At 64.4% G+C, this 23,824-nt stretch carries 24 protein-coding genes; 10 read left to right on the plus strand and 14 right to left on the minus strand.

Annotated elements, in window-relative coordinates; all coding sequences use genetic code 11:
- Positions 1–63: 63 nt before the first annotated feature.
- Entirely contained in the window at positions 64–1,176 is a 1,113-nt protein-coding gene (locus RI103_RS13550; RefSeq protein ID WP_310812486.1) for a PHB depolymerase family esterase, read from the plus strand.
- 174 nt (positions 1,177–1,350) lie between these two features.
- Here the strand turns inward: RI103_RS13550 and RI103_RS13555 are convergent, their stop codons facing one another.
- On the minus strand, positions 1,351–1,650 hold the full coding sequence (locus RI103_RS13555) for a hypothetical protein (RefSeq protein WP_310812487.1): 300 nt from the start codon (positions 1,648–1,650) through the stop codon (positions 1,351–1,353).
- Between the two features lie 65 nt (positions 1,651–1,715).
- On the opposite strand from RI103_RS13555, the gene RI103_RS13560 reads away from it, so the two are divergent.
- A complete protein-coding gene (locus RI103_RS13560; RefSeq protein WP_310815235.1) occupies positions 1,716–1,832 on the plus strand; it encodes a DUF2945 domain-containing protein in 117 nt (38 codons plus the stop codon).
- Positions 1,833–1,930: 98 nt separating this feature from the next.
- On the opposite strand, the gene RI103_RS13565 is transcribed toward RI103_RS13560, so the two are convergent.
- From RI103_RS13565 to RI103_RS13580, 4 genes are all read right to left on the minus strand, one after another.
- Positions 1,931–3,640, minus strand: a complete 1,710-nt coding sequence (locus tag RI103_RS13565) for an EAL domain-containing protein (protein ID WP_310812488.1) — start codon at positions 3,638–3,640, stop codon at positions 1,931–1,933.
- A 13-nt stretch (positions 3,641–3,653) separates the two neighbouring features.
- The gene (locus RI103_RS13570; protein WP_310812489.1) at positions 3,654–4,214 is read right to left on the minus strand and encodes a Rieske (2Fe-2S) protein; all 561 of its coding nucleotides are present in this window, start codon (positions 4,212–4,214) and stop codon (positions 3,654–3,656) included.
- Between the two features lie 159 nt (positions 4,215–4,373).
- The gene (locus RI103_RS13575) at positions 4,374–4,874 is read right to left on the minus strand and encodes a GAF domain-containing protein (RefSeq protein WP_310812490.1); all 501 of its coding nucleotides are present in this window, start codon (positions 4,872–4,874) and stop codon (positions 4,374–4,376) included.
- 193 nt (positions 4,875–5,067) lie between these two features.
- Positions 5,068–5,493, minus strand: coding sequence for a TOBE domain-containing protein (locus RI103_RS13580; protein ID WP_310812491.1), 426 nt, complete (start codon positions 5,491–5,493; stop codon positions 5,068–5,070).
- Between the two features lie 263 nt (positions 5,494–5,756).
- Between RI103_RS13580 and RI103_RS13585 the strand changes: the two genes are divergently transcribed.
- The 4 genes from RI103_RS13585 to RI103_RS13600 all read left to right on the plus strand — a co-directional run bounded on the left by RI103_RS13585 (position 5,757) and on the right by RI103_RS13600 (position 9,891).
- Complete coding sequence (locus RI103_RS13585; protein ID WP_310812492.1) at positions 5,757–7,367, plus strand: SH3 domain-containing protein; 1,611 nt, start codon at positions 5,757–5,759, stop codon at positions 7,365–7,367.
- Between the two features lie 153 nt (positions 7,368–7,520).
- A complete protein-coding gene (locus tag RI103_RS13590; protein ID WP_310812493.1) occupies positions 7,521–7,985 on the plus strand; it encodes a VOC family protein in 465 nt (154 codons plus the stop codon).
- A gap of 36 nt (positions 7,986–8,021) precedes the next feature.
- Positions 8,022–8,492 carry a VOC family protein gene (locus RI103_RS13595; protein WP_310812494.1) on the plus strand — a complete coding sequence of 157 codons (471 nt, stop codon included), beginning with the start codon at positions 8,022–8,024 and terminating at the stop codon, positions 8,490–8,492.
- A gap of 190 nt (positions 8,493–8,682) precedes the next feature.
- Complete coding sequence (locus RI103_RS13600; RefSeq protein WP_310812495.1) at positions 8,683–9,891, plus strand: MFS transporter; 1,209 nt, start codon at positions 8,683–8,685, stop codon at positions 9,889–9,891.
- Positions 9,892–9,981: 90 nt separating this feature from the next.
- Here RI103_RS13600 and RI103_RS13605 read toward each other — a convergent pair whose 3' ends face one another.
- From RI103_RS13605 to RI103_RS13620, 4 genes are all read right to left on the minus strand, one after another.
- A complete protein-coding gene (locus tag RI103_RS13605) occupies positions 9,982–10,785 on the minus strand; it encodes a transglutaminase family protein (RefSeq protein WP_310812496.1) in 804 nt (267 codons plus the stop codon).
- A 113-nt stretch (positions 10,786–10,898) separates the two neighbouring features.
- A complete protein-coding gene (locus tag RI103_RS13610) occupies positions 10,899–11,846 on the minus strand; it encodes a transglutaminase family protein (protein ID WP_310812497.1) in 948 nt (315 codons plus the stop codon).
- 348 nt (positions 11,847–12,194) lie between these two features.
- Positions 12,195–13,604, minus strand: coding sequence for a DUF308 domain-containing protein (locus RI103_RS13615; RefSeq protein ID WP_310812498.1), 1,410 nt, complete (start codon positions 13,602–13,604; stop codon positions 12,195–12,197).
- Between the two features lie 238 nt (positions 13,605–13,842).
- Positions 13,843–14,769 carry a recombination-associated protein RdgC gene (locus RI103_RS13620; RefSeq protein WP_310812499.1) on the minus strand — a complete coding sequence of 309 codons (927 nt, stop codon included), beginning with the start codon at positions 14,767–14,769 and terminating at the stop codon, positions 13,843–13,845.
- 371 nt (positions 14,770–15,140) lie between these two features.
- Between RI103_RS13620 and RI103_RS13625 the strand changes: the two genes are divergently transcribed.
- The gene (locus RI103_RS13625; RefSeq protein ID WP_310815236.1) at positions 15,141–15,224 is read left to right on the plus strand and encodes a hypothetical protein; all 84 of its coding nucleotides are present in this window, start codon (positions 15,141–15,143) and stop codon (positions 15,222–15,224) included.
- Positions 15,225–15,309: 85 nt separating this feature from the next.
- On the plus strand, positions 15,310–15,630 hold the full coding sequence (locus RI103_RS13630) for a hypothetical protein (protein WP_310812500.1): 321 nt from the start codon (positions 15,310–15,312) through the stop codon (positions 15,628–15,630).
- A gap of 16 nt (positions 15,631–15,646) precedes the next feature.
- Here the strand turns inward: RI103_RS13630 and RI103_RS13635 are convergent, their stop codons facing one another.
- The 5 genes from RI103_RS13635 to msbA form a co-directional block, all read right to left on the minus strand.
- Positions 15,647–16,903 (minus strand): glycosyltransferase, encoded by a 1,257-nt coding sequence (locus tag RI103_RS13635; RefSeq protein WP_310812501.1) that lies wholly within the window; start codon positions 16,901–16,903, stop codon positions 15,647–15,649.
- Between the two features lie 4 nt (positions 16,904–16,907).
- The gene (locus RI103_RS13640; protein ID WP_310812502.1) at positions 16,908–18,254 is read right to left on the minus strand and encodes an O-antigen ligase family protein; all 1,347 of its coding nucleotides are present in this window, start codon (positions 18,252–18,254) and stop codon (positions 16,908–16,910) included.
- Positions 18,254–19,381: a glycosyltransferase family 9 protein gene (locus tag RI103_RS13645; protein ID WP_310812503.1), complete on the minus strand. Its 1,128-nt coding sequence runs from the start codon at positions 19,379–19,381 to the stop codon at positions 18,254–18,256. The genes RI103_RS13640 and RI103_RS13645 overlap by 1 nt, the downstream gene beginning before the upstream one ends.
- Before the next feature lie 346 nt (positions 19,382–19,727).
- On the minus strand, positions 19,728–20,804 hold the full coding sequence (locus tag RI103_RS13650) for a glycosyltransferase family 4 protein (RefSeq protein ID WP_310812504.1): 1,077 nt from the start codon (positions 20,802–20,804) through the stop codon (positions 19,728–19,730).
- A gap of 112 nt (positions 20,805–20,916) precedes the next feature.
- Positions 20,917–22,611 carry a lipid A export permease/ATP-binding protein MsbA gene (gene msbA / locus RI103_RS13655; RefSeq protein WP_310812505.1) on the minus strand — a complete coding sequence of 565 codons (1,695 nt, stop codon included), beginning with the start codon at positions 22,609–22,611 and terminating at the stop codon, positions 20,917–20,919.
- On the opposite strand from msbA, the gene RI103_RS13660 reads away from it, so the two are divergent.
- On the plus strand, positions 22,535–22,792 hold the full coding sequence (locus tag RI103_RS13660; RefSeq protein WP_310815287.1) for a hypothetical protein: 258 nt from the start codon (positions 22,535–22,537) through the stop codon (positions 22,790–22,792). The genes msbA and RI103_RS13660 overlap by 77 nt on opposite strands.
- A gap of 117 nt (positions 22,793–22,909) precedes the next feature.
- Complete coding sequence (locus RI103_RS13665) at positions 22,910–23,671, plus strand: glycosyltransferase family 2 protein (protein ID WP_310812506.1); 762 nt, start codon at positions 22,910–22,912, stop codon at positions 23,669–23,671.
- Positions 23,672–23,824: the final 153 nt, after the last annotated feature.

The raw sequence follows: 23,824 nt of genomic DNA on the forward strand, positions 1-23,824 counted from the left end.
TGAAGCAGTGACTCATCGGTCGACTCGCTCATCCACGCCCCACACAGGTCAACGCAAACCATCATGAAAATGAACGAAGATTTCCTGAAATCAATGACAGACGCCTTCGAGCTATTGCGCACGAAGGGCCCGCAGGAAGCCACCGCGGCGGTTCAACGCGCGCTCTCGGGCGGCAACGCGAACATGCCCCACGCCGAGCATGTACAAACACCGCACACGCCGTCCAATGCCAGCGAATGGGCGCAAGTGTGGACGCAGATGCAAACCCAGGCGCAAGCCCACGCGCGCCCCGCTCCTTACGCCCCTGCCGCGCCGACTTTCGACGCCGACACGCCAGGCACCTTCAGTACGCACACGTTCAACAACGCAGCCGGACAACGCCAGTACAAGCTCTACGTGCCGGCGGTCTACAACAGTGAACCGTTGCCGCTGATCGTCATGCTGCACGGCTGCACGCAGAACGCCGACGACTTTGCCGCCGGCACGCGCATGAACGAAATGGCCGAGCGTCATGGCTTTATCGTCGTGTATCCGAATCAGGCGCAAGCGGCCAATCATTCCAAATGCTGGAACTGGTTCAAGCCTGCCGATCAGGTACGCGACCAAGGCGAGCCGTCGTTGATCGCCGGCATCACGCGAGAGGTAATGGGCCGCTATCGAGTGGATCCGGCGCGCGTGTATGTCGCGGGTCTGTCGGCGGGCGGCGCAATGGCCGACATCATGCTGAAGACTTCGCCCGATCTCTACGCGGCGGCCGGCGTGCATTCGGGTCTCGCCCACGGCAGCGCGAAGGACTTGCCCTCGGCGCTCGGCGCGATGAAGGGCGGCAAAGCGCAACGCAAGCGCACGCGTGGCACGCCGCAACGTCCGCTCATCGTGTTTCATGGCGACGCTGACACGACAGTCCATCCGTCGAATGCGGCCGAGATCATCGCGCCCTTCGACGCCGGCACCACGACAGTCAGCACGCAATCAGGCGATGCAAGTCACCAACGTGCGTACACGCAGCAGCGGCATGTAGCGGCGAACGGTGTCGAAGCGGAGTCGTGGTCGATTCACGGCGCGGGACACGCGTGGGCCGGCGGGAGTCAGCGCGGTTCGTACACGGACCCGTGCGGGCCCGACGCCGCCGCGGAAATGGTGCGATTCTTCCTCGCCCATCCGCGCCCGCATTGAGTCGACACATCGGCGGCGGCGAACCAAACGGCTCCGGAGTTCAACATGAATGACCGGAGGTTGGCTATATAGGCGGCCGCCTGATCGCATCACACTCGTTCTGCGCGAGGCGCCTCGTGCGCTATACCAACGCAGATAGCCGCTAATAGGCCCGCTAGAGACCGCAAGGCGGGCCTAAGCCGCAACCGGGCAACCGGCCTGTTCAAGCGCGGCTTGCGCGTGCTCGTGCAGGTCGCCGCTGGTCAGCGACGCGTCCGGCGTACGCACCCACGCCGCGATGCGCAGCGTGGCACCGCCATGGTCGGGATAGTCCGCTACCGTCACGATCGGCGCGAGCGTGGCGCCGCTCAGCACGCGGGGTTCGTCGGCGACCAGCTTCTTCAATTCGCCGATGGCGGCATCGACGTCCTTGCGCTGCGCGAGGCCCACTTCGACCTCGATGCGCTGCGTGCCACCGCTGCTGTAATTGATCACCGGATTGCTCCAGATCTGGCGTCACGCACGGCAAGGTGGTGCGTGTCATTTCTACCCATACGATCGTGGAGGGCAGGACCGTCAACGCGTCAACCTCCGACCCGCATTACGAAGTAGAAAGTGAGAAGAGCGGCAAACATGCCGTTCATCGAGGCGACGCGCTGCATCGGCTCAAGAATTGATATGGATGGCTAACCACACCCATCGGCGTCGCGACGACGCTAGAGCAAACGGCAGAACTCGCCGGCACGGCAACGAGCCAGCGTCGGCAAGCAATGCCTCAGAGAGTGCCCAACGGCCTCAGCAAATTACGCAGCGCCGCAACAGTAACCGGACGCGAGAACCAGAAGCCCTGCGCTTCATCGCATCCGAGCGCTTCCAGCTGCGCGGCCTGCCCGGCTGTTTCGACGCCTTCGGCCGTGACACGCAGTTTGAGCGCATGTGCCATCGCGATGATGGCGCCGACCAGCGCCGCGCACTGCGGATCGGTGCTCATACGCATCACAAACGAGCGGTCGATTTTCAGGCGATTCAGCGGAAAACGCGTGAGATACGCGAGGCTCGAATAGCCGGTGCCGAAATCGTCCACCGCCACCTCCACGCCTAGATCGCGCAATGCAAAGAGCGTCTGCAAAGCCTGCTCGGTGTCGCCGAGCAGCACCCCCTCGGTGATTTCCACCTCGAGGTATGAAGGGTCGAGCGCCGCGTCTTCCAGTGCCTCGCGGATCGTCTCGAACAGATTCTGCCGCTGGAACTGCTGCGGCGACACGTTCACCGCGAAGCGCGGCAACGTGCCGGTCAGCCGCAGCAACTTGCCGGCATCGCGGCACGCGGTCCGGATCACCCACTCGCCGATCTGCTCGATCAAACCCGCCTCCTCCGCGACCGGCACGAACTCGACGGGACTGATCAAGCCGCGCTGCGGATGGTTCCAGCGCAGCAGCGCCTCCACTTGCGCGATGCGGCCATTGGCGAGCGTCACCTGCGGCTGATAGACGAGATGCAGTTGCTGACGCTCGATCGCATCACGCAGCAGGGTCTCCAGTTCGAAGCGGCGTGCCGCCTGACCTTCCAGCGCGGTGGAAAACCGCCGCACCGCATTACCGTTCACCGCCGAAGCCGCCGACAACGCCACGCCCGCGCGACGCATCAGCGTAGGCGCATCGCAGCCGTCGGCCGGATAAGCCACAATGCCGATGCTCGCGGTAATGTTCAAGGTGGTGCCGGCGTAGTCGATCGGCTCGGCGATGCGGCCCAGTGCTTCGGCGGCGAAGGCATCGGCGGCCGCGCCGCTCTCGTTGACCAGCAAGGCGAACTGCGTTCCGCCGATCGAGGCGATCGTACCGTCGTTGGGAAAGAGACCACGCAACCGTTCGCCGACGATCTGCAGCACGAGTTCAGCCGCATGCAAACCGAGCGCATCGCGCAGTTTGCGCAGATGATCGAGCTCGGCGATCAGCACGGTAAAACCGCTGCCGCTGCGCTGACAACGCGCGATAGTCAGTTCCAGCCGTTCAGTAAAAAGCGTTTGATTGGGCAGGCGAGTCACGCCGTCGTGATGCGCGACGTACCACAGACGCGCTTCCGATTGCGCGTAGCGCGTCATGTCGATGGCGATACCGACATAGCGCGCGGGCCCGCTGACGAGACCCCCGGAGCGCGCCGGCTCCGTGACGAGCGGCGCCAACGCCAGCACCACGCGAACCGGCGTGCTGTTACGCCGCAAAAAATTCCACTCGCCTTCGTAGCGGAAGGCCACCATGGCAAGCGGCGGCAGTTCGGCGCGGCGCCTGGCAAGTTCGGCAGGATCGAATAAAGACTCGAAGGTATGACGGCCGATCAATTCCTCCGCCGCGAATCCAGTCAGCTTTTCGAATGCGGCGTTGACGGAGTCGAACGTACCGTCCGCAGTGCAGATGAACATGCCGTAAGGCGCCGAAGCAAGCGCGGCATCGCGCGTACGCGTTTCGGCGTAAAGGGGGACTTGCATCGCGCCGGCCTTTTTATTTTCCTGGGTAGTGAAAGCGATCGAACGTGTTCTTGACGCGTGGGTGCAAACAGCAAGCCCCGAAATTCCGGTCCGATGTTTCGGGCAACCGTGCGTATGATAGCGGCTTTCGCGCCCGCGCCGAATTCGCTGCCTCCCACACGAGTCCGTACGCTTCCTGTGTCGCGTAGGTGACGAGATGCAGACGCTCGGGAATCGTGCCGTCCGTTTGCGACGGAATGTGCTTGCACTTGCCTTCGCTGTTATAGGCAAGACCGTGGTACGGGCACACGATGTTGCCGTTGTCGACCCATCCCTGGCTGAGCAGCGCGCCACGATGCGGACAGATATCGCGTGCACTCACCAGTCGGCCGTTCGAGCGGAACACCACGAGCGGTTCGTCGAGCAGCGTCACGCTGATGGGTTTGTCGGTGACCTCGGCGGCGAACGCCACCGGATGCCAGTAGCGGCTGAGAATCTCCCAGTCGTGACTAGCGAAAGTGCAATTGCGGGGTAAGGCGGGGAAACGTTGGAACGTCAGCGGACTGGCGGTGGCAGAAGCAGCGGCGGAACTCATGCGTGTCTCCAAAACCTGGTGGGCTCATCGCGCTCATGAGCTGTCTCGAGCGCGTTGGAGAGAACGATAGCGGGATGAGGTCCGCCGACCCATCCCGTGAAGCGCATTGACTCTATGTACGGAGCAACATAGGGTGCCGCCGCACCGCCGCCGCGCTTTTTACGCGGCGCGCGGCAAGGCCGCTTCGATGAACACCGCGCACAGCGCTTCCATGCCCTTCGCGTCTTCTTCGTCGAAGCGCGCCACGCTTGGGCTGTCCACATCCCACACGCCGATTAGCGTGCCGTCCGGCGCGACGAGCGGCACGACGATTTCCGACTGCGAAGCCGAATCGCAGGCGATATGACCGGGAAACTCATGCACGTCGCGCACCACCTGCGTCTGACGGGTTTGCGCGGCCGTGCCGCAGACGCCCTTGCCGAGCGCGATCCGCACGCACGCGGGTTTGCCCTGAAACGGCCCGACGACCAGCTCCTGGCCGTCGTGGAAATAGAAGCCGGCCCAGTTCAGATCACTGAGGGAATGAAACACGAACGCGGAAAAGTTCGCGGCGTTGGCGATCCAGTCGGTCTCATCGGCGAGCAGCGAGCGCGCCTGGGCGACCAGTTCTTCGTAGTGCGCGGCTTTGGGCAGATGCGAGGCGGAGGAAACTTCGAACATGACGGCGTCCGTGAGGAAAGCGGAAAGAGGAACAGCGAATCGTGCAGTTTAAAGCAAGCCACCGGTTCCTTCACGGCGCGCGCTCGCGCTTGCGCCGCGCCGTGCGCAAAGCAAAACCCTCGTCCCTTCCGGTTTCGTCAGACCCGTCGGCATCGGCGCGAAGCTCGAGCCAACGGGAATCACCGCACAACGATCATTGACCGACGCCGATGATCACGCTCGATGCCTTGAAAATCGCCGTCGCCGCTTTGCCGTTCGCGAGGCCGAGGCGGTCGACGCTATCGTTGGTGATGATCGCCGCGATCTGCGCGCCGCCCGCCGTGATCGACACTTCGGAATTCACCGCGCCCTTGGTGACCGCCGACACCGTACCGGCGATGCAATTGCGCGCCGACACCTGCTCTTTCGTGACGTCGACCATCACGATCACCGACGACGCTTTCACCAGCGCGAAGGCTTTCGTGCCTACCGTGAGGCCGAGCGACGTCGCGCTGCCGTGGGTGATGATCGAGACGATCTCGAGGCCTTCCTGGGTGCGCAGCGTGACTTCGTCGTTTACGGCGCCATGTTTGAGTCCGGTGACTTCGCCGGCGAATTGATTGCGTGCGCTGGTCTGCATGTTGTTCTCCTTGGTTACGCAGCCTCGTACGGGCGTTTTTCGAGGCCATGCGTTGGGTTGGGCAGTGAGCGTAGTGGAACGCTCGCCGGCTGCGACAGTCTGCGCGTGAAGCGCGCCATCGCGCGGCCGCAATTGACGACGCGAACCCCAATGAAACCACACAAGCGTTGTGTTTGGGTATGCACAACGCGACGCCGGTACAACGTGCGGCACAATACGCCGACACCGTATCATCGTGCCCTGTACCTTCTTCGCCGAACCTCATGCCCGTTGCCGTTCTATCCCGCCTCACCGCCGCCTGGCCGAACGCCTGCCGCGCCGCCGCATTGTGCGCCGCGCTCGCGGCGATCAGCGCCTGCAGCAATCCGTCGCCGATGCGCGACACGCGTGCGCCGGTCGACACCGTCACGTTGTTTCCCATCGCCGGCTACGACCAGGACGTCGATCACTGGCTCGAACCGGACAGCCCCGGCTACGACCAGCCGTTCCTGAGTGCCGCGGACCAGCAGGCGCACTTCAAAGTCCTGTACGCACGCTACTTCGGCACCGGCACCACGGCGCCCTCGCCCTGGAACTCCAACTTCGTGACGACGCGCGTCTATCGCCAGCAAGGCGCGGACATTGCCGCATTGCAGCAGCGGCGCATCGGCAGGTTCGACAACACCGGCAAGAGCGGCGCGGACGTCGGTTACGGCGAAAATTTCCGGCCGCACGACAAGGCATGGATCGACGCCATCGCGCAAAACATGAACGTCGCGCAGTTCACGCAGACGGCCGTTTATCAGCCGCGGCGCCGCGCCATCGCCACCAGCAACCTGATGGTGCGCGAACTGCCGACCACCGACCCGTCGTTCTACGACCACCATCTGGCCGGTGAAGGCTATCCGTTCGACAATCTGCAGATCTCGGCCGTACGGCCCGGCACGCCGCTGTATGTGCTCGGCAGCAGCGTCGACGGCGCGTGGCATTACGTGCAGACGCCCGACGTGCAGGGCTGGGTACGCAGCGACGGCGTCGGCATGGCCGACGACCGTTTCGTCGACACATGGCGCGCGGCGACGGCCAAATCGCTCGGAGCGGTGATCGTGGCGTCGGCGCCGGTGCGCGACAGCCGCGGCGTGTTCCGCTTCGACGCACCGGCCGGCACGCTGCTGCCGATCGCGCCATCCAACGCCGCGCGGCCGGCGCAGGCAAAATCTGCCACAAGCGACGCCAGCGGCCCGGTCGACGATGTAGTGATGCGTCAAGTGCTCGTCCCGGCCCGCGACGCGGACGGCCAGGCGCTGATCCGCAGCGCCGCCCTGAGCGACGCGCAAATTGCGCCCATGCCGCTCGCCGCCACGCCGCGCCATCTGGCGATGCTGATGAAAACGCTGATCGGCCGCCCGTACGGCTGGGGCAATAGCGGCCTCTACAACGATTGCTCGTCGGAACTGCAGAGCATCTTCGCCGCCTTCGGCGTCTGGCTGCCGCGCCATTCGTCCACGCAGATGAACGCCGGCCGCATGATCGACCTGTCGTCGTCCACGCCCGCGCAGCGGCTCGACTATCTGGCGCAGCACGGCGAGCCGTTGCGCACGCTGATCTACATCGGCGGCCACGTGATGCTGTATATCGGCAACACCACCCGCAACGGCAGCGCGGTGCCCGTCGTCTATCAGGACGTGTGGGGCCTGCGGCCCGCCGACGATAGCCGGCGCGCGGTGATCGGCGGCTCGGTGATTCTGCCGCTGTTCGAACACATTCCCGAAGACGCCGCGCTGCAATCGCTCGCCGCGACGCCGACGTTCCAGATCAGCATCCTCGGCGCACCGCGCGGCGGCGCCCCGGCGCCGTCCGCCGCGCCGCCGGACGAGGACAATCCGGCCGGTTGATACACGCGCTCAGGCACTCGCCGCATGCCCGGGCCAAAAATATTTTTTCCGGAGTGTCGATTCAACGGTCATGTACTCGTCGTAACGTTGAAGACCTGACTCGACGAGTCGGTCTTTCACCTCACGAACCTCTTACTTCAAGGAGTCGCCGTCATGTCCAGCAACGCCGTCAAACCGATCCCTGACGGGATGCACTCGCTCACGCCGTATCTGATCTGCGCCAACGCCGCGGACGCCATCGCGTTCTACACGAAGGCCTTCAACGCCGTCGAACAGGTCCGCCTGCCCGGCCCCGGCGGCAAGGTCATGCACGCTTCCCTGAAGATCGGCGATTCCATGCTGATGCTGACTGACGAATGGCCCGAGCACCAGTCGTTCGGCCCGAATTCGCTGAAAGGCACGCCGGTCACGATTCACTACTATGTGGAAGATGTGGACGCCAGCTTCAAACAGGCCGTCGACGCCGGCGCGACGGTCGTGATGCCCGTCACCGACATGTTCTGGGGCGACCGCTACGGCCAGTTGAAAGACCCGTTCGGCCATAGCTGGTCGCTGGCCACGCACAAGCGCGATCTGAGCGCGGAAGAAATCCAGCAAGCCATGGCCGCGATGAAGTAAGGCGCGGTCCGTCCGGTGAGAAGGAGGAGAAAGGTCATGCAAAAGATTGCGCCGTGCCTATGGTTCGACGGCAATGCGGAAGAAGCGGCCCGCTTCTACACGTCGGTGTTTTCCGATTCCCGCATCGCCACGACAATGCATTACACGGATGCCGGACCCGGGCCGAAGGGCGGCGTGCTGGCCATCACGTTCGAGATCGAAGGCCAGGAGTTCATGGCGCTGAACGGCGGCCCGCAGTTCCCCTTCACGCCGGCGATCTCGCTGTTCGTGCACTGCAGCTCACAGGAGGAGATCGACCGTTACTGGACCAAACTCCTGGACGGCGGTAAGCCGTGGCAGTGCGGCTGGCTTCAGGACCGGTTCGGCGTCTCGTGGCAGATCGCGCCGGACGTACTCGGCGACATGCTGCGCGACCCGGACACGGCCAAGGCGAGCCGCGTAATGAAGACCATGATGAATATGGTCAAGCTGGAAATCGCGCCGCTCGAAGCGGCTTATCGCGGCTAGCGGGGTCGCGATAAGCGGTGCGGTTGGCGCGTAGTGCCATGCGGTTGGCGCGCAGTTTGGCGCAAGGTCGGCGGTCGGCCTGCGGTCCCGTTAGCTTGTCCTGAATCCACGGCACGGCAAGCAGGCCGGGGCGCAAGACCGCCATCTTTGATAGCATCGGTCTCGACCCATAAACGGCGGGACATGAACGGTGCGCGTCAACCATCAGGCTTTCTTCTGCTCGCTGTTTGTCGCGCGTCTCGCCGATCAGATCCTGCTGTTTCTCGTGCCGCTCGTCGTATTCCAGACCACGCACCAGGTCTCGTGGTCGGGGCTTGCGTTCTTTATCGAAACGTTGCCCCGCTATCTGGTGTTTCCTTTCTTCGGCGCCTTGTGCGACCGCATCTCGCCGCTCAGATTGATGCGCGTGAGCCAGACCGTGAGGGCGCTGGCGTGTTTCGGCGGCATCCTCGCTTATGTGCTGTTCGGCGGCATCGGCTGGCTGATCGCACTCTCGGCCGTGTGCGGCGTATTGACGAGCCAGGGCCTGGTCGCGCGCGAAGTCATGCTGCCGCAGATCTTCAGTACGCAGCAGTTTCAGCGCGTGCTCGCCTATTCGCAACTGGCCGACCAGTTGGGTTTCGTGCTCGGTCCGATGCTCGCCGCGCTGCTGCTTGGCCTGTGGCGTTGGGAATGGGTCGTCGGCGCAACTGGCGTGCTGTTTCTCCTCGCCGATGGCGCGCTGCTGCTGTGGCAACGCGCGAGCGGTTTTCGCGCCCCCGCACCGCCGCCGCTCGTGCCGGGTCACTGGACGCTGCCGCTGCGCATCGCGCTGCGTCATGTGCTGGTGCTGCCCGGCCTGAAGAAAGTCGTGCTGCTCGCCGCCGCCGAAAATCTGGTGATCGGCGTGACACTCGCCACGTCCGCAGCCATGGTGACCGGCCTTCACGCGCAGTCGAACCACTACTATGCCGGACTGCAGACGGCCGGCGCCGTGGCCACGGTGCTGATTCTGTTGACGATCGCACGCGCCGCATGGCCCGCCCGCGCCTTGGGCCTGGTCGCCTTCGTCTCGATCTGCGCGGGCGGCGTGATCGCCGGTGCGAGCGCGGCGCCGTGGGGCTATGCGCTCGGCTTCCTGCTGATCGTCGGCTTCGACAAGATGTTCAACGTCTACATCCGCGGCGCGCGGCAGCGAATCATTCCGCCGAAGGACTACGGCAAGACGACTGGCGTGGTGATCCTCCTGAACAACATGACGCAGCCGCTCGCCGGCCTGCTGGTCAGCGTGTTTTCGGCGCGCACGCAAACCGGCCCGCTGATCGTGATCCTGTCGCTGACGATGGGCGGCATCGGTGTGGCGGTATCGATCGGCGCGGCGCTGGTGCGCAAGAAGCGCGCGCTGGCGCTTGGGGAATAATGCCGCGTCGGCTCGCCTGAAGGCCGTTATTCATATCGAGTGCGCGCTGCGAAGCGCTCGGGCGGCTTTAGGTCCTTACCGCCGACGCAGCTAGACAGCCTCGCACACCACCGCGAACTTCAACAACTGCGTCGGACCGAACGCATTGCTGAGCGCCACGTCGGCCGCATCGCGTCCTCGCGCCATCAGCACACGCCCCGTGCGCGGCGCATTGTTGCGCGGGTCGAAGGTCTGCCAGCATCCGCCGATATAGGCCTCGAACCACGCGGCGAAATCCATCGTCGCGTAGGGCGGCGGCAGGCCGACATCGCTGATATAGCCCGTGCAATAACGCGCCGGAATATTCATGGCCCGGCAGAGCGCCACGGCCAGATGCGCGAAGTCCCGGCACACGCCTTTGCGCTCCTGCCAGGCCTGCCACGCGGTCTTGGTCGGTCGCGCGAAGTCGTAGCCGAACACGATGTGGTTGTGCACGTAGTTGCAGATCGCGTCCACGCGCCCGCGGCCGAGCGGCAGCTTGCCGAAGGTCTGCCACGCAAATTCGGAGAGCAGATCGGTTTCGCAATAGCGGCTGCCGAGCAGAAACACCAGCGTATCGTCAGGCAGCATTTCCACCGGATGCTGTTCCGTGTACGGCGGACGCATCTCCGGCTCGGACGACACCTCCAACACCGCGCTCGTCGAAAAGGCAATTTTTCCCGGCGGCGCCACCAGCCGGCTGCACAGATTGCCGAACGAATCGCGATACTGGCTGATCGGCACCGGCGGATCGACCACCAGCAAATCGGGATTCAGCACCTCTTTCGCGTGCGAATAGTGGGTGTTCAACATCAGCATCATCGGCGTCGGTTGCACGCACTCATAGACCAGCTCGTAGCCAACGCGCAATTTCATCGCGACGCCCTCTTCCAGTTGAGACACTCAAATGACGCGCACGGTGAAGCGTCCAAACCGGCACGCCCCGCTAACACGTTTCGATTCGACCCGCCGCGGCCTTCGACGGGCGTTCATTCGCCCTTATCCGCCTTGCTTCGCCGAGATTCGCCTTCCGTCACGCTCACATCCACCTGCAAGCCGCGAAACGAATGCGGCGCGCCATGCCACGTGCCCCACAACGGCAGCGCCTGGTAGGCGTTCCAGGCCACCGCCACACGAATCAGATGGCGGTTGCCGACGATGCTGTTGGTCGGATCGAAATCGACCCAGCCGGCGCCCGGCAAATAGATCTGCAACCATGCGTGCGTCGCGCCGCCGCCTTGCGTGGCGTCGTGCTCGGGCACGAACAGATAGCCGCTCACGAAGCGCGCCGCGAGGCCGAGCGAGCGCACCGCGTCCATCATCAGCACGGCAAAATCGCGGCAGCTGCCGCTGCGGCTGCGCAAGGTGTCGCCGGGACGGTTCACGCCTTTTTCCGTGCGGCGCACGTAGAAGAACGTGTTCTTGATTTCGAGCGTCATGGCGCGCAGCAGCGCCATCGTGCCGCTGCCGCTTGCGGCACCGCTCTTGCCACTTTCGCCGCTCTTTGCGGCGCTACCCAAGGTCGGCACGAAGCGGCGCGCCCACTCGTCCACATCGCTGTCCGGATACTGGCGGCTGCGCGCGTTTACGAGATCGGAGGCCTCTTCGTTCGTGTACGCGAACGGCCAGTTCACCGCGTAAGGTTCGAGCGCGTAGTCGGGCATGGGCGCTTCGAAGTGTTCGAGCGTCACTTCGCTGTCGAAGCGCAATTCGCTCGCCTTGTCCGCGAAACTGGCGACTGCCACCGAGTTATCGAATACGTCGTGCAGCCAATGCAGCCGCGACGGTGTGGGCGTGATCACCAGCCTGTTTGTGACGAGGCGCAAATCGTGGCTCGCGCGCGGCCGGAACATCATGCGATGCTCGCCGAAGCGCACGGGTTCCGAGTAACGGTAGACGCTGACGTGGCGCACCGTGAAGCGCTGCGGGTCATTCATCTGACTGTCCGATGGATGCCGCCGGGTTCGTCGTGTCCATCGCGTTCACGCTTGTAAAAAGCCGCGACGCAGCGGGCAAAAAGCGCGCGGCGCGGTTTTGTTCCTCAATGAGCCACGGCCGGGTTGCGGTGTGGTCGAGTGCTCTTAACGACAAACTGACGGGGTCAGCATACACCCGCCATATTGGTTGAAAACACTCACTTGGGCAGGGCGTGGCGGGGGTGAAATTATCCACAGAATCTGTTCCTAACGCTGTGCATAACTATCCGGCAAAAACCACAAGCTGTTGATGCAACTGCCGTTTTTACCGCGACGCCGAAGTTGGGCAGCGCTCGCGCCCGGCGCGCGTCATTCGCGCATCGGGCCACGCGCCGTGTCGTCGGCGACGTGCGCGTGACGGGCTTCTTCGCGCCATTGCTGACGCGAGCGAACCATTCTGCGCACCGCAAGGCGCGCCATCTTGACCCAGCCCGAGGGCCGCGGGTCGGCCAGCATGCTCAGCGCCCGCGCGTAGTCGAGTGTGAGGCCCGGGGTCCACGCCATCGTCGCGGCTCGTTTGCGCACTTGCGCGGCGACCCACAGTTCCGGTGTCGAGATGACGCGCAAAAACGGCTGCCATCCGCCGAGGTCGCCCCACACACGCGCCGACGCGCCCTCGATCGCGGCCTCGAGCGCGCGCGAGACACTGCTCGAACAGTTACGGTGCGTGAGGTTGTAAGTCGTGTCCTGTCGATACGCGTCCCAGAAACGGCGCAGGCGGGCCGGATCGTAGTTGCGGATCCGCACCTGAACCGTCGACGGACACCACGCTGTCGATTCAGTCGGGTAATCGGGCTGGAAGAGCCCCGGCACGTCGTTCTCGCGCGTGGCACGCAGGAGTCGCGCGAAGTCGTCGGGCGAGCGATCGATCTCGACACCCGGGTACAAGCTGATGTAGACGCCCTCGGGCGATTCGAGCGCGGCATGGCCGGTCGATATCACGCCGTTGCGATCCACGGCTGCGATATAGCGATCCACGATCAATTGCCGGCGTGCTTCCCCCTTGGCCGAACCGACCGGCGTCCACACGTGCACGGTCAAGGCGGATTCATCGGCGGCCGGCGGGCCGTCCCATTCATGCGCAATCAGGCGGCTGGCGGCCAGCGCGCTCGCGGCGGCAATGCCGGCATCCGCTGCCGAATCGCCCGCGACGACCGCCGGGTTAGACGCGAGCCGCCGCACCCGCGCGCTCAGCAGGATCATGTTCCATCCGCCAAAGATCAGGCCGAGTCCGACACAGTACGGCACGGTGCCGACGTAGTGAGTCGGATAGGGCTGATAGAAGAAAATCGCCAGCGCGATTTCGACGGCGCCGCCGATCATCGCGAGCCGCCAGGTGCGAAAGCGGACTACTTTGGCCGAGACGATCTGCAACAGGCCGTCGGCGAAAAAGAGCGTGCCGAAGATCATCGACAGAATGAAGTTGCCGTGCTCGTGGCTGACGAGAATCAGCGCCGCCGCGGTGGTGAACGCGATGCCCTTCACATAGCGCAGCGTGCGTTGCCCGCCCATGCCGGTCCAGGCGACGGCCAGCGTGGCTAGGCCCTCGAGCAACAGGAGCAACGCGAACGGGGTGATTGGGAAATAGAGCGCACTATCGAGCGCGTCGATGAACACGAAGACGCCGAGCAGCAGACTGAGACAACCGACGATCCGCAACGATCGCCAGCGCGTGCGCAGATAATCGACGCCCAACAGAATCATGACCAGACGAACCATTGCAAGTCCTCCGTGACTGATGTGTTCTGTTGATCGTCATCTTAACCACTATCGCGGCGCCGGCGCGCAACGCTCCGGCATGATGCAGGCGAGCGCACACGCGCGCCGCGCGCTGCTCAAACGTCGATGCGCCGTCAAACCGATGCGCTTTCGGCTCAATCGATCCGGCATAAAAAAGGCCGGCGCGGAAATGACTTCGACGCGCCGGCCTGCAACGAACCAGAAAACCAGAAGCTGCTTACGCCGCCCTGGCTTGTGGCATCGCTTCACCGCCCTGCTCGCCGCCCAACGCGTCGAGCAGATCACTCAGCATGCGGTCCAGTTCGGCGGTCATCAGCGTGACGTCGGAGTCGAAGCGTTCGTCGTCGTTTTGCGCGGTGGGATCGCTCGCTTCCTTCAGCACGTCGAGCGGCGCGATGCGCTTGATCGTCAGCGACGGCGTCAGCACGAACGACACACGATCGTTCCACGTCATCGCGAGCCGCATGCATTGTTTGCCGGCTTCGATGTGACGGCGCATATCTTCGGCGTCCAAAGTATGCCCCACATAGCGCACGGTCGCGTTGCCTTCGGTGGGCGAACGCAACTCGGTGTCCTGGTCGAGCGTGAAGCCCGCGGGACCCTCGCCCGAGAGCAGCCATTCGGTCATGGCCGCGACCGGCGAGTGCGTGACGCGCACCGTGCCGAGCGGCAATTGATCGATCGACTTGACCAGCAGGCCGCGCACTTCATCGGCGACCGCCTGTGAAGCCGCGTCAATTACGAGCCAACCGTTCTTGCAATCGATCCACACGCGCGTATCGCGGCGAATGCTGAAAGCGCGCGGCAACAGTTCGTCGGTGACCTGTTCCTTGAGTTCGCGCATCTGCTTGCGGCCAGGTTTGAAGCCTTGCTGATCCTCGAGTTCGAGCGCGCGTTCCCTGGTCACCTGCGTGACGACCGACGCCGGCAGCAGTTTCTTTTCGGCGCGAAACACCAGCAACATCTGGCCATTGAGCGCGTACACCAGCGAGTCGTTATCGCGCGGCGATGCCCAGCCGTGGCTTTGCATCTCGACGCTGTTGCCGGGCGCGAACGCATGCGGCGCGAGCCACTTCTGCATCTGTTCCGGGTTGACGGACCACGGAGCGGGAAGACGGTGAAGCTGAAGGTTTTTGAACCACATGGGCAGAGTCGTGTACGGGCAAAGCGCACCATTCTATCTGACGAGAGACATCGCGCGGCCGGTCGGACGGACTCTGTTACTTCCTTCAGGCGCTCTCGCACCGCGCCGGTCATTTTCAAATGGCAGCAGAAAATCCCTTAAACGGCAGACCGATTATCAAACACGGTCTTACACCGGAAAATTGCGCGTCACCCCACTCACTTTCTCTCTACAACGCGCCATGTCCACCTCATCAATCTCCAGAATCGCCCGTCACACGCTGATCGTCGCGGGCCTCGCCGGCGTGTGAGCGCCCATGCCGCCAGCGACGCCGATTTGCCCTTGCCGCGCAACGGCCAGACCATGGATTTCCAGCCTTCGACCTGTATCGCGTGAAGGACGGCCGCATCGTCGAAAACTGGCACCTCGAAAACAATCTGACGCTGCTCAAGCAGCTCGGCGCGATCGAGCCGTAATGGTTTAGCCGTATCCCTTTTGAGCGCGCTTTACGTTCAAATCACCTAGACTTTTTGACAAGCGCGCGACTAGACGGAGGCGGCCATGGCCGATGAAACCGCACCCTGGCAGATGGTGGAATACGAGGGTTTCGAGATTCACGTAGCGCCTTTTCTGAAAAATCCGCCCATCGAAGGGCACACGCCGACCGCTGCCAATCAACGCTACACATATATCGGCTACGTTTGCCATCCGGGCGCGGATCCGGCCATCCCCGGCCATGCGGTGCCGTTTCACGCCGACGGCGAGGAGAGCTTCGCCGGCCAGAACGAAGCGCTCTATGAGGGCGTGCACGTGGGACGCAGCATCGTGGATGGCACGCATCCTGATCTGACGGTGCTGCCGCTCGTGACCGGCGGTGTGTGAACCTGTAGCTTGCGGTTCAGTGGGAGGCCTGCACGCCCGACGGCGAGTCCTGCTTCCCGGAGATACGCAACGCCAGTCCCAGCATCCGCTGGTTGGCGCTCACGGGCGTGAACGTGTCGACCTTTTGCAGCGCGGCTTGCGCGAGACTCCGGCGCAACTCGGTGTCCGTCAGCAGGCGTTCGATTGCGAGCGCCATCGCTTCCACGTCGCCAACCGGCACGAGCAGGCCGGCCTTGCCGCCGTCCAGCAAATCCCGCGGGCCGGTCGGGCAATCCGTCGATAGCACCGGCGTGCCGAGCGCCATGGCCTCGCCAAGCACCATGCCGAATCCCTCGTAGCGGCTGCTCAAGACGAGCATTTCCGCCTGCCGGATATAGGGCGGCGGATTGGCGCAGAAGCCCAGAAAATGCACGGACGCGCCGATCCCCAGTTCCTCGGCGAGTTGCTCCAGTTCCCGGCGGTCGCGCCCCTCGCCGATCAGCACAAGCGCCGCCTGGCAGCGGCCCCGTTCGCATATCCGCGCATAGGCTCGCAGCAGCGTCTTGTGGTCCTTCTGACCTTCGTCCAGACGCGCCACCGAAACGATGAACGACTCCGCCGGACGTTCGATCTCCGCGCGCGCCGCGCGCCGCAGTGCGTCGACGTCGATCACATTCGGCAATTCGACAATGTCCAGCCCGGTTGCCGAGAAGAGTTCTTGCGCCTCACGCAGCATGGCTGGGGTCAGCACGGCGATCGCCGAGTAACGCGAATAATGCTTCACGCGCCGGGCGACATAGCGGTCGCTCTTGCCGCCGAGGCGCGCCGCGAGACTGAAATGGCTGACGCCGAACCAGGGCACATTGCAACTGCCCGCGACATGGCGCAGCGAAAAATCGAAATCGCAGATCAGATCGTGCCGCTTCGCAAGACGCCGCATGCGCAGCGCCGCCAGCGGCCTGATCGCGCCGTAGGTCAATAGCTTGTGCAACAACTTCGCGCCGACGCCGAGCTTGCGCCGGCGCGCCGCCTGATGAAGCGCGTACATCCATTTCGACGAGGCGAGAACATGGACGGGGACGTCATCGGGAATCGACTGCGCGCGCCAGAACGACAGATCGTCGGTCGGATACGTCACCGACAGGCTCGGCGCGAACAGCCGCCGGTCGAGCGTCTTCAGCCAGGAGAGCAGCGCGGTCTCGGTGCCGCCTTTGCCGAAATCGTTGATGTGAAACAGGATGCGCAGCGGCGTGCTGTCAGCTTCAGTAGCATGACGGTTGTTTGCGTTCGTCACTGGATCATTCGCCCAACTCGGCCGTCGGCGCTTCGCGCCGTTGCTCTCTGCGCACCACCGTCGATTCTCCGCGTGCGGCTTCGGGCGATATCTCGCCCGAAGCGCCGGCTTGTTCCGCGCAGCCCAGCAGCAGGCCCGCAAATGCCCAGAACGCGAGCATGGTGGTCTGCCACATGAAATCGTCGGTGGTATTTTTCGCGATCATGCCCGCCACCAGCGCCACACCCGCGGCGCACAACCAGGGCTCGACTCGCCGCAGCCGCCAGAATCGCTTGACGAGGCACACCAACAGCACGGTCTGCAGCACCACCCCGATGAATCCCGTCTGCAACCAGGTGTTGATGAACAGGTTGTGCGCATGCGTCAGCGCTTGTGGTTCAACCGCCAGCAAACTGGCCGGCATTTCGCCGCGATAAACGATACCCGGCAGCGGCTTGCCGAAGCCTACCCCGACCCACGCGTGGCGCTCGGCTTCACCGACATAAAACGCCCACAGCTTCGGACGCGTGTCAGCCGATACCGTGTCGCCGATTGCGGACAGCGAGCCCGGCACGTAAACCTGATGACCGTCGATCGCGACATCACGCGCCTGCGTGGGAAGGGGCACGGCGCCGGCCGTCCGCAGACGGGAGCTGAGTTCGAGTGTGCCCACGCCGGCCGCGCCCACCACGGCAATGACCAGCAACGCCAGCAGCAGGCGACGCCGGTACAGCGGGAACAAGGCGACCAGCAGCGTCGCGGCGGCCGCCGGCCAGAAGAACCGGTTGAGCGTGGCGAGTCCGATGAAGAGGCACAACGCGATGCCGCTTGCGCCGATCACACGCCAACGCGGCCGCAGCATGAAGCCCGCGAACAGCGGTATGGCAAACACCGCGAGCGTACTGGTGTGGCCGACGCGGTTATAGAAATGCAGCGGGAAAGTATTCGCGGTGGGCGGCTGCAGATGCCCCCAGTAGCGCGCGCTGATCGCCGCGAGCGCCACGCACGCGATCCAGTTGACGAGCACCACGGGCTCAGGCCGCCGCAGTTGATTGCCGAATAGCCAGAAGCCCCAGAACGACACCAGCGGATACAGCACCTCGTCGCACCACGCGTGCAGACTGACCATCGGATACATGGACCACGCGACCGAAAGAAGGCTCCAGCCGGCCCACCCCGCGATGGGCAGCGCCAGTGGCCAGTGCCACGGCGACGGCCGGTCCGGCGACCAGGCCGCCGCCAGCACGCCGAGCGCCATCAGGGCGAGTGCATTGAAGACGATCGCCGTCATGTGGCCGAACATCACCACAAACAGAATGACCGGACAGGCAACCCAGAACACGCGCTCCACTCGCGCAGCCGTGTGAGTCATTACACTTTCACCAGAACATTTTGCAATGCGTTGTATACCGATTCGACCGACAGCCGTCCCATACAGTCGGCATGGTCGCCGCGCCACGCGACGCAGGTCGTCTCGTTGCGATCACAGCGTCGCACCCATGCTACCTCGCGGCGGAAGATAAAAGGCTGATCGCGGCACGGCATATCGGCGATCGTAATCGGCACGAAGGGCACCTCGCGCCAGTAGCGGCCCGCGCCGTGAATCAGCGCGTTGCCCGGCCCGAACAGCGCGAGCGTCGGCACCCCAATCAGACGCCCCAGATGCGCGACGCCGGTATCGGGACAAACCACGGCTTGCGCGCCGGCGAACACGTGCCATAACTCGCCGAGACCGAGCCGCGCCGCCAGGTTCGGATGGTGCGGGTCCGGGTCGATCGCACGGATCAGTTCCGCTTCGCCTGGTCCGCCGGTCCAGACCGGCAGATAGCCGAGTGCTTCGACGCGTTGCGCCAGTTCCCGCCAGCGCGCGTCGGGCCAGCGTTTGACGCTGGTGCTCGCGCCCGGATGCAGCACGACATAAGGCTTCGTAAGCAGCGCCGACTCGGGTAGGGCCGCGTGTTGCGGCGCGGTCCAGTCGGTGGGCCGGTAGGCGCGCGGCGGCGGCCCGTCGATCAGCTCGGTGGCGAGATCGGCCCAGGCTGCCGGCGTAGCGGGATACGGCACGCTCCGGTTGAGCGGCCAGTTCTTCCAGGCCGGTGCATCGCCCGCGTGTCCGACGATCCAGCGGCAGCCCGCGCCCAACGCGAGCCAGCTATGACGATTGTCGCCGAGCACCATGCCGAGGTCGTAAGGTCCGGAAAGCAAAACGTCGCGCACCGACTTCGAATCACGCGGATCGAAGCGCAACGCAGTGACGTCGAAAGGCCGCCCGGCATACAGCGGCACGATCGCCTTCGGACAGGCGAGAACAATCTCCGCTTGCGGATATTGTGCACGTAGCTTGGCGACGAGCGGCGTGAGCAGCAGCGTGTCGCCCAGCAACAGATGGTGCGCAATCAGGATACGGCGCGGGTGCCGTGGCGCGCGGCGCAATGGCTTGATCAGCAGTCGCGGAATGGCCCGCGCAAAGATACGAAGACGCCCGGCAAGCCGACTCATAGGCTCATCGGCGCGTGGGTTCCCGCCGCGATCTTGCTGTACGCCGATACCCGGCGCGAGGTCGCGTTCACCATGCACAATCTCCAGCGGTATTCTTCCCGAAGGCCTCCAGTGCAGCGGCTACGGCCCCGTCACAGCGGGCCGGCGCGGCTCGGGACGCGGCGCCTCTCGCCCGCCGCCTGTCCGGGCCGGCATGGAAAGCTCGATCAAATAAGTGGGTGTTCGGCTCGAATTGAATTTCGAGCGTTGATAACTCAAAATTATAACATGTGGCCCTGCTGCGGAACGACGCGAAACCGCGCCAGCAGGCCCGCCCGCCCCTTCTGTGACAAGGGTGCGGCGGTCCCTAACGCGCGGCGTCGATCTGTCGCGCCAGCGTCAACAGCGCGCTCACGTGAGCGGCCACGCTTGCGTCATACAGGACCGCGTCGCGGGCCAGTTCCAGCGGCGCGCGACGCGTGCCGTCGCGATGCTCGCGCACCGCCCGTTCGAGTGTCGCGCGCAGATCGGCCACGTCATGCGGCGCGAACATGAATTTCGCGTGCGAGGCGATCGCATCGCAGCACCCAATGCTCGACGGGAAAATGACCGGCGTGCCGCACATCACCGATTCGATGCCGACCAGGCCGAACGGCTCATAGGTCGAAGCGAGGATCGTGAAGTCCGCGGCCTGGTAACACTCCGCGAGTTCTTTCACATAGCCGATATAGCGCAGCCGCTCCGACGTGCGCGCGGGCGGCCGGCCGGCCACGGCCACCACCACGGGCAGCGTCGTGTCGCGCAGCGCGGCTTCGATCAGCGGCAAACCCTTGCGCTCATGGCTGCTCGACGGAAACAGCAGGACAATCTCGTTGTCGGCGAAACCATATTTGCGACGCAAGGCGGCGCGCGTCGCGGCGTTGGTCGGCGCGAAGCGCGTGCCGTCGACGGGGGGAAACAGCACGCGGATCTTTGCCTCGTCGACTGCGTACAGTTCGCGCAACTCGTCGTGCATCAGCTGCGAATGCGCCACCACCACTTTCGAGCGCTCGTATTGGCGACGCTCGAGTGCAATCTGCCAGCGGTCCGAACGCTTCTGCGCGCGCCCCGTCGCCCGCAAAAAACCGAGATGCGTGCCGCCGCAGATCGCCACTTCAGACGAGTCGACGCGGTTGCAGCCGATCAACACGTCGACATGCGCCGCGCGCCGCGCCGCGCGCAGCCGCCACGAAAACCAGCGATCGCGCAGCTTGCCCGGCAGGAACGAGACGTTGATGCGATGCGGCTCGACCAACTTGCATTCCGGCAGCGACGCGTCGAAACGACGCGCGAAGAAGGCAGGCTCGACGCCGAGCGCGGCGAGGCCGCGCACCAGATCCATGGCGTAGCGCTCGAGGCCGCCGCTGTGCTGCAAGGCGTTACTGGAGAGTCCAAGTTTCTTCATTCAGACAGCGCGCGCCTGCGCCTCGGCAAATGTTAAGGGGACGTCATGCGCGGTCCGGGCTGGCGGACCGCGTGAATGGAGAGTCGAATGGACGATTGACGTGTCGTGCGCTTCAGGCCGCGGTCTGCTGGAACTGGATGCGGTGCAGATGCGCGTACAGCCCGTCTTGCGCCAGCAGTTCACGATGGCTGCCGCTCTCGACGATGCGCCCCGCTTCCATCACCAGAATGCGGTTGGCGCGCTCGATGGTCGACAGGCGGTGCGCGATGACGAGCGTCGTGCGGCCCTTCATCAAGGTTTCCAGCGCAGCCTGCACGTGGCGCTCGGACTCGGAGTCCAGCGCCGAGGTCGCCTCGTCGAGGATCAGGATCGGCGCGTCCTTGTAGATCGCGCGCGCGATCGCCAGACGCTGCCGCTGGCCGCCCGAGAGCATCAGGCCGTTGTCGCCGACCAGCGTGTCGATGCCTTTGGGCATCGCCTCGACGGTGTCCCACAGATTGGCCGCGCGCAGCGCCGCCTTGACCTTGTCGGGATCGGCGGTCTGGCCGTAGGCGACGTTATTGGCGACCGTGTCGTTGAACAGCACCACGTCCTGGCTCACCATCGCGATCTGGCCGCGCAACGCGTGCAGATCGTATTCGGGGATCGGCACGCCGTCGACCAGGATCTGACCTGCGGTCGGATCGAAAAAGCGTGGCAGCAGATTCACCAGCGTGGTCTTGCCGCTGCCCGACGGGCCCGCGAGCGCGATCATCTCGCCTGGCGCCACCTTGAACGACACCTGGTCGAGCGTGTGGCGGTTGTGCGTGGCGTTGGCGCTGTAATTGAACGAGACGCCGCGGAATTCCACTTCGCCGCGCGCGCGCTCGAGCGGCTTGCCACCGCCTTCGGGTTCCGACGGCTCGTCGATCAGACCGAAGATCAGTTCGCACGCCGTCATGCCGCGTTGCAGCGGCTGGTTCACGTCCATCAGATGCTTGAGCGGCGAGATGATCAGCAGCATCGACGTGACGAAGGCGACGAAGCCGCCGACCGTGGTCTGATCCGACGACGACTGCACCACCGCGATCGTAATCACGACGGCGAGCGCGATCGATGCGAGGAACTGCGTCAACGGCTGCGCGAGACCGCCGGACACCGTCATGCGCATGGCATAGCCGCGCAGACGCTTGCTCATCGACTCGAAGCGCTCCATCTCGTACTGCTCGCCGTTGTGCACCTTGACGACCTTGTAGCCGCCCACCGATTCTTCGACGATGTACGACAGCTCATTGGTGAGCAGCTGATGTTCGCGGTTCAAACGACGCAGGCGGCGGTTGATCTTGCCGACCAGCCAGCCGATGGCCGGCAGCAGCACCGCGACGATCAGCGTCAGACGCCAGTTCAGATAGAACAGGTAGCCGAGCAGGAAGACCACGGTGAGCGAATCGCGCACCAGCGTGACCAGCACGCTCAGCAGCACGTTGAGAATCTGGTTCACCTCGAAGACGATCGCGTTGATCACCGTGCTCGCGGTTTCGCGCTGGAAGAACGCGACGCTCGTGTGGATCATGCGCTCGAACATCTTCAGGCGCAGATCGAGCAGGATCTTGTTCGTCACGTAGGCAAGCAGATACCCGGACGCGTATTGCGACAGGCTGCGAATCAGCGCGAGGCCGATCACCGCGGCCGGAACGAACCACTTGGTCATGTCGTTGGCATGCGCGCCGAAGCCCTTGTCCAGCAGAGGCTTGAGCAAGGCGGGGATCGCCGCATCGGTCGCGGCGCTGACGGCCATCGCGACGATTGCGCCGAGGAGAACCCACATCAGCGGCTGGATATACGGCCACAGCCGTTTAAAGACGACGGCGGGCGACGACGCCTCACCTGAACCGATGGGTTTGCTTAACGTTGGCTTCGCGCTCAAGGAATCCTCTGAGAAGGCGGGACAGCAGCCGCGCGGCGAACAGAATGCCGACCGTGCGGAATATCAAAAGAGAGCATTGTAAACGGTTGGGGGTGAGCGACGGCGGTTGGAGGCCGGCTGTGTATACTCCTCGTGCCACTCGCCTGGCGCCCCCCGCTCGCGCGATCGTTCCGTCAATCCGCTCTCACGCTACTCAGGTATGCAAGAAACCACCCTCGGCGTCGCCATCATCACCAAAAACGCGGCGGCGCGGCTGGCTGAATGCCTGCAAGCCGTGGCCTTCGCCGATCAGATCGTCGTGATCGACGGCGGCAGCACCGACGGCACCGCCGAGATCGCCCGCGCGCACGGCGCCCGCGTGATCGAGCAGACCGACTGGCCGGGCTTCGGCCCGCAAAAGAATCGCGCGGTCGACGCGCTCAGCACCAGCTGGATTCTTTCGATCGACGCCGACGAGATCGTCTCGCCGGAACTGGCGTCAGCGATCCGCGCGGCGCTTATGGCCCCTACCGCGGAGGTCTACGCGGTAGACCGGCTGTCGAGTTTTTGCGGCCACTGGATTCATCACAGCGGCTGGTATCCCGACTGGATTCCGCGTCTGTTCAAACGTGGCGCCGCGCGTTTCTCCGACGATCTGGTGCATGAGCGGCTGGTGTTCGACACCCCGGCGCAGCGCCTCACCGGCAAGCTAATGCACTACTCCTACGAGGACTTCGAAGGCGTGTTGCGCAAGCTCGACGCGTATTCGACAGCGGGCGCCCAGCAACGTCACGCGGCGGGTCAGCGCGGCAGCTTCGGCAAGGCGCTCGGGCGCGGCGCGTGGGCGTTCGTGCGGACTTACTTGCTGCGCCGTGGTTTTCTGGACGGCCGCGCTGGGTTCATGATCGCCGTGTTCAATGCGGAGACGGTGTATTACAGGTTTTTGAAGCTGGCGCGGTTGGGGGAGAAGGTGGCGCGGTAGGTGTCGGCATGTGCGTCGCCAACGCCAGCAGCCTTGCCGCGACGCTGGGCGCCGGGCGCCCGCGCCAGTGATCCCCGCTTGGGCAACGGGCATGCGCAGCATCATTCGCTTCGCAATGCTTCGACGCCACAGTGCCCAATCAGCTCTGCCCGC

It is taken from the genome of Paraburkholderia sp. FT54, from assembly GCF_031585635.1.
GTDB lineage: Bacteria > Pseudomonadota > Gammaproteobacteria > Burkholderiales > Burkholderiaceae > Paraburkholderia.

What these genes read in the sequence shown, in the direction of transcription:
- msbA (WP_310812505.1), bottom strand. Translation starts at nt 22,611, where the DNA reads ATGTGGGTTCTCCTCGGCGCAATCGTCGCGATGGCCGTCAGCGCCGCG.
- RI103_RS13595 (WP_310812494.1), top strand. Translation starts at nt 8,022, where the DNA reads ATGCAAAAGATTGCGCCGTGCCTATGGTTCGACGGCAATGCGGAAGAA.
- RI103_RS13630 (WP_310812500.1), top strand. Translation starts at nt 15,310, where the DNA reads ATGGCCGATGAAACCGCACCCTGGCAGATGGTGGAATACGAGGGTTTC.
- RI103_RS13640 (WP_310812502.1), bottom strand. Translation starts at nt 18,254, where the DNA reads ATGACTCACACGGCTGCGCGAGTGGAGCGCGTGTTCTGGGTTGCCTGT.
- RI103_RS13590 (WP_310812493.1), top strand. Translation starts at nt 7,521, where the DNA reads ATGTCCAGCAACGCCGTCAAACCGATCCCTGACGGGATGCACTCGCTC.
- RI103_RS13650 (WP_310812504.1), bottom strand. Translation starts at nt 20,804, where the DNA reads ATGAAGAAACTTGGACTCTCCAGTAACGCCTTGCAGCACAGCGGCGGC.
- RI103_RS13665 (WP_310812506.1), top strand. Translation starts at nt 22,910, where the DNA reads ATGCAAGAAACCACCCTCGGCGTCGCCATCATCACCAAAAACGCGGCG.
- RI103_RS13570 (WP_310812489.1), bottom strand. Translation starts at nt 4,214, where the DNA reads ATGAGTTCCGCCGCTGCTTCTGCCACCGCCAGTCCGCTGACGTTCCAA.
- RI103_RS13565 (WP_310812488.1), bottom strand. Translation starts at nt 3,640, where the DNA reads ATGCAAGTCCCCCTTTACGCCGAAACGCGTACGCGCGATGCCGCGCTT.
- RI103_RS13645 (WP_310812503.1), bottom strand. Translation starts at nt 19,381, where the DNA reads ATGAGTCGGCTTGCCGGGCGTCTTCGTATCTTTGCGCGGGCCATTCCG.
- RI103_RS13620 (WP_310812499.1), bottom strand. Translation starts at nt 14,769, where the DNA reads ATGTGGTTCAAAAACCTTCAGCTTCACCGTCTTCCCGCTCCGTGGTCC.
- RI103_RS13615 (WP_310812498.1), bottom strand. Translation starts at nt 13,604, where the DNA reads ATGGTTCGTCTGGTCATGATTCTGTTGGGCGTCGATTATCTGCGCACG.
- RI103_RS13605 (WP_310812496.1), bottom strand. Translation starts at nt 10,785, where the DNA reads ATGAAATTGCGCGTTGGCTACGAGCTGGTCTATGAGTGCGTGCAACCG.
- RI103_RS13610 (WP_310812497.1), bottom strand. Translation starts at nt 11,846, where the DNA reads ATGAATGACCCGCAGCGCTTCACGGTGCGCCACGTCAGCGTCTACCGT.
- RI103_RS13550 (WP_310812486.1), top strand. Translation starts at nt 64, where the DNA reads ATGAAAATGAACGAAGATTTCCTGAAATCAATGACAGACGCCTTCGAG.
- RI103_RS13585 (WP_310812492.1), top strand. Translation starts at nt 5,757, where the DNA reads ATGCCCGTTGCCGTTCTATCCCGCCTCACCGCCGCCTGGCCGAACGCC.
- RI103_RS13575 (WP_310812490.1), bottom strand. Translation starts at nt 4,874, where the DNA reads ATGTTCGAAGTTTCCTCCGCCTCGCATCTGCCCAAAGCCGCGCACTAC.
- RI103_RS13580 (WP_310812491.1), bottom strand. Translation starts at nt 5,493, where the DNA reads ATGCAGACCAGCGCACGCAATCAATTCGCCGGCGAAGTCACCGGACTC.